Below are 4,203 nucleotides of genomic sequence, written 5' to 3'. Positions count from 1 at the left end.
CTGTAGGCAAATGTGCGTAGGAACGCTCCTGAAATCCAGCTTAACAGGCTGAAGTGACGTCTTGGCAAACAAAAAGCCCGAGGTTCCTTGTGGGAAACCTCGGGCTTTTTGCCACTGGTAACAGGCTCAACTGGGACGACCCTGCAGCGTCACGCTGCGCTCGGCGTTCATTTCGCCCTGATGATCAAAGCCCAAGGTCTTCTGTGGCTGGACAGTCAGCGCGGCACGCTGCTGTTGATATTCGTCAAAGGACAGACCGCGACGGCTAAGCGCTTCCAGGGCCAATTCCTTGGTCTCTTCAGCCGTATAAGGGCGCAATTCAGGCGATGGATGGGTCGCACAACCGGCGAGGACGGAGCTGACAACTAATAAGCAAACAGCGAAAAAACGGCTCATGGCGAAGGACCTGCGAAGGAGGTTTAAAGTCAATGAACACAGGCTACTCCCCCCCATTCGTGGTTAAAAATCACCGCCCGTGATAGTCGCTATCAACCATTCAGGCACCTTCGATAACACACGGAACATATTCATTTACGATCTATAAATATGGAAATACGTTCATTTACGGAATAACCGTAACCTTCTATAAAGAGTTCCACAGCACACCCCACTGTTCGCCACGCAACTGTTGCCCAGGCAACAGCCATTCAACAAAACATCAGGCACACAACAGCTTCATTTTCCAGCAGCGTGGCCGCAGCCCTTCCCCATCAAGGCTTCCAGCCGTTGGTACAGCTCTTGCTCAAGCCGTTGCACTGCTACGAACCCCTGTTGAAGAAGGAACTGTTCATGACCCGTCCCCTGAATGTCGTCGCCCTGTCCGGCGGAACCTGGCGCCCGTCCCGCACCCTGGTGCTGACCCAAGCCGTGCTGGCCGAACTGGCGACCCTGTTGCCAATCCAAACCACCCTGATCGAATTGGGTGACATTGCCCGGCCGCTGGGCGGTGCGCTGTCCCGCGATGAATTGCCGGCCGAGGTGGAGTCCCAACTGTTGGCCATCGAACAGGCCGACCTGCTGATCGTCGCCGCGCCGGTCTATCGCGGTTCCTACCCAGGCCTGCTCAAGCACCTGTTCGATCTGGTCGGCCTCAACGCCCTGATCAACACGCCGGTACTGCTCGCGGCCACGGGGGGCAGCGAACGCCATGCGCTGGTCCTCGATCACCAACTGCGCCCGCTGTTCAGCTTCTTCCAGGCGCTGACCCTGCCGATCGGTGTGTACGCCACCGAGTCCGACTTCACCGACTACCAGATAACCAGCGAGCCTCTGAAAGGCCGCATACGCCTTGCCGCAGAACGCGCAGCGCCTTTGTTCGCCGCACACGCCCCTTCTCTGCTGAAAATTGCCTAAGGATTGGTCATGGACGTTTTCTGGTTTTTACCGACACACGGCGACGGCCACTACCTGGGCACCACTCAAGGCGCTCGACCCGTCACGCTCAATTATTTGAAGCAAGTCGCCCAGGCAGCTGACAGCCTGGGTTACCACGGCGTGCTGATTCCTACCGGGCGTTCGTGCGAAGACTCTTGGGTCATCGCCTCGGCGCTGGTGCCGCTGACCGAACGCCTGCGCTACCTGGTGGCGATCCGTCCGGGCATCATCTCGCCCACCGTGTCCGCACGCATGGCGGCCACCTTGGATCGCTTGTCCAATGGTCGTCTGCTGATCAACGTGGTCACCGGTGGGGACCCCGACGAAAACCGTGGCGACGGCAGCTTCCTCAATCACAGCGAACGCTATGAAGTCTCTGACGAGTTCCTACGTATCTGGCGCCGCGTACTGCAGGGCGAATCAGTCGATTTCGAAGGCAAGCACCTGCGCGTACAGAACGCCAAGGCCCTTTACCCACCGGTACAGAAGCCTTACCCACCGCTGTACTTCGGCGGTTCCTCCGACGCCGCCCATGACCTCGCCGCCGAACAAGTGGACGTCTACCTGACCTGGGGCGAGCCGCCAAGCGCCGTCGCGGAAAAACTCGCGGATGTACGTGAGCGCGCCGCCCGCCATGGTCGCACCGTAAAGTTCGGTATTCGCCTGCACGTAATCGTGCGTGAAACCGAAGAGGACGCCTGGAAAGCCGCCGACAAGCTGATCGAACACATCAGCGACGACACCATCGCCGCCGCGCAAAAGTCCTTCTCGCGCTTTGACTCCGAAGGGCAGCGCCGCATGGCTGCCTTGCATGACGGGCGTCGCGACAACCTGGAAATCGCCCCCAACCTGTGGGCCGGCGTCGGTCTGGTACGTGGCGGTGCCGGTACGGCCTTGGTAGGCAACCCGCAGCAAGTGGCCGAACGCATCAAGGAATACGCCGACCTGGGCATCGACAGCTTCATCTTCTCCGGCTATCCGCATCTTGAAGAGGCTTATCGCTTTGCCGAGTTGGTGTTCCCGTTGCTGCCGGAGCCTTATGCCAGCCTCGCTGGACGCGGCGTCACCAACCTCACGGGGCCGTTTGGCGAAATGATTGCCAACGATGTATTGCCAACGACAAAGGCCTGAGCACAGTGAGATCAGCGTTATGTGGGAGCGGGCTTGCCCGCGATGCAGGCATCTCGGTGCTTCAGTTACACCGTAGTGATGCTATCGCAGGCAAGCCAGCTCTCACATTTGGCCCCCATTGCCAAATAGACATTGAGGAAACCCCGTGACAGCCAAACCCCACAGCGTCCTGCCCTCCCCCTTGCAGACCGCCAAACGGCTAGCCGCCGAATTCGCCCTCACTGCCGTCGAGCGTGATGAACGCGGCGGTACGCCCAAGACCGAGCGTGACGCCCTGCGCCAGAGCGGCTTGCTCGCCTTAAGCATTCCTACGCAATACGGTGGCCTCGGCGCACGCTGGAGTGAAACCCTGGGCATCGTGCGCGAGTTCGCCAAAGTCGACAGCTCCATCGCCCATGTCTTCGGCTTCCATCACTTGATGCTTGCCACCGTGCGCCTGTTTGCGCGCCCAGGGCAATGGCAACCCTGGTTCGAACAGACCGCACGCAAAAACTGGTTCTGGGGCAACGCTCTCAACCCCTTGGACACGCGTACGGTGGTCAAGGACTTCGGCGGTTGGCGCGAGTTTTCCGGCAAAAAAAGCTTCTGCTCCGGCGCCAGCGACTCGGAAATGCTCATCGCCTCAGCCGTGGATGAAAGCGCCGGAGGCAAGCTGTTGATCGCTGCCATTCCCAGCGGGCGCAGCGGTATCAAGCTGCATAATGACTGGAACAATATCGGCCAGCGCCAGACCGACAGCGGCAGCGCCAGCTTCGAGCGGGTGCGCGTCGAGGAGTCGGAACTGCTGCTCGACCCCGGCCCGCTGAGCACGCCTTTCGCCTGCCTGCGCCCGCTGATCGCCCAACTCACCTTCACCCACATGTTCCTCGGCATTGCCGAAGGCGCCTTTGAAGAAGCGCGCAATTACACCCTCACAGAAACCCGCCCATGGCACAAATCCACGACCGGCGATGTGCGCCAGGACCCTTACGTGCTGCATCACTATGGCGAGTTCTGGGTGGCGCTGGAAGGCGTGCGCCTGCTGGTGGAGCGCGCTGCCGAATTGCTCGATCACGCCTGGGCCAAGGGCTCCAACCTCAGCGAACACGAACGCGGCCAACTGGCTATTGCGATCGCCACCGCCAAGGTCGCCGCCACACATCAGGGCCTGGACTTATGCAGCCGCCTGTTTGAAGTCACCGGCGCCCGCTCTACCCACGCGTCACTGCGCCTTGACCGCCATTGGCGCAACCTGCGCACCCAAACCCTGCACGACCCGGTGGACTACAAACTCCACGAACTGGGGGATTGGGCATTGAACCAATCCCTGCCGATTCCGACGTTCTACTCCTGAGAGAGGTGCCCATGCAGCTTTTGACCCTACCGCCCTCGCCCGCCCTCGCGACCTCGATCCGCGCCACGGCCCAGGTCTTCGAAGACCCCAAATCCCAGGCACTGCTCGACCACATCCAACAAGTGGCGCCCAGCGAAGCCAGCGTGCTGATCATCGGCGAGACCGGCACCGGTAAAGAACTGGTGGCGCGGCATATCCATAACCTCAGCGCACGGCGCAACCGACCCTTCGTGGCGGTGAACTGCGGGGCGTTTTCCGAATCCCTGGTGGAGGCCGAACTGTTCGGCCATGAAAAAGGCGCGTTTACCGGTGCCCTTAGCGCCAAGGCCGGCTGGTTCGAAGAGGCCGATGGCGGCACGTTGTTC

At 60.6% G+C, this 4,203-nt stretch carries 5 protein-coding genes; 4 read left to right on the top strand and 1 reads right to left on the bottom strand.

From position 1 onward, the window contains the following. Positions 1–126: 126 nt before the first annotated feature. Positions 127–396, bottom strand: coding sequence for a hypothetical protein (locus tag ACRESD_RS05150; protein ID WP_431749935.1), 270 nt, complete (start codon positions 394–396; stop codon positions 127–129). A gap of 393 nt (positions 397–789) precedes the next feature. On the opposite strand from ACRESD_RS05150, the gene msuE reads away from it, so the two are divergent. The 4 genes from msuE to ACRESD_RS05130 form a co-directional block, all read left to right on the top strand. Then, complete coding sequence (msuE, locus tag ACRESD_RS05145; RefSeq protein ID WP_431749934.1) at positions 790–1,353, top strand: FMN reductase; 564 nt, start codon at positions 790–792, stop codon at positions 1,351–1,353. Positions 1,354–1,362: 9 nt separating this feature from the next. Next, complete coding sequence (gene ssuD / locus ACRESD_RS05140) at positions 1,363–2,505, top strand: FMNH2-dependent alkanesulfonate monooxygenase (protein WP_431749933.1); 1,143 nt, start codon at positions 1,363–1,365, stop codon at positions 2,503–2,505. Positions 2,506–2,650: 145 nt separating this feature from the next. Further along, a complete protein-coding gene (locus tag ACRESD_RS05135) occupies positions 2,651–3,838 on the top strand; it encodes an acyl-CoA dehydrogenase family protein (RefSeq protein WP_431749932.1) in 1,188 nt (395 codons plus the stop codon). Positions 3,839–3,849: 11 nt separating this feature from the next. Continuing rightward, the coding region (locus ACRESD_RS05130; protein WP_431749931.1) for a sigma 54-interacting transcriptional regulator at positions 3,850–4,203 on the top strand (354 nt) is incomplete at its 3' end.

It is taken from the genome of Pseudomonas sp., from assembly GCF_050739995.1.
Lineage (GTDB): Bacteria > Pseudomonadota > Gammaproteobacteria > Pseudomonadales > Pseudomonadaceae > Aquipseudomonas.
The sequence above is the reverse complement of the archived record's forward strand: the minus strand, read 5'-3'. Positions and strand labels throughout refer to the sequence as shown.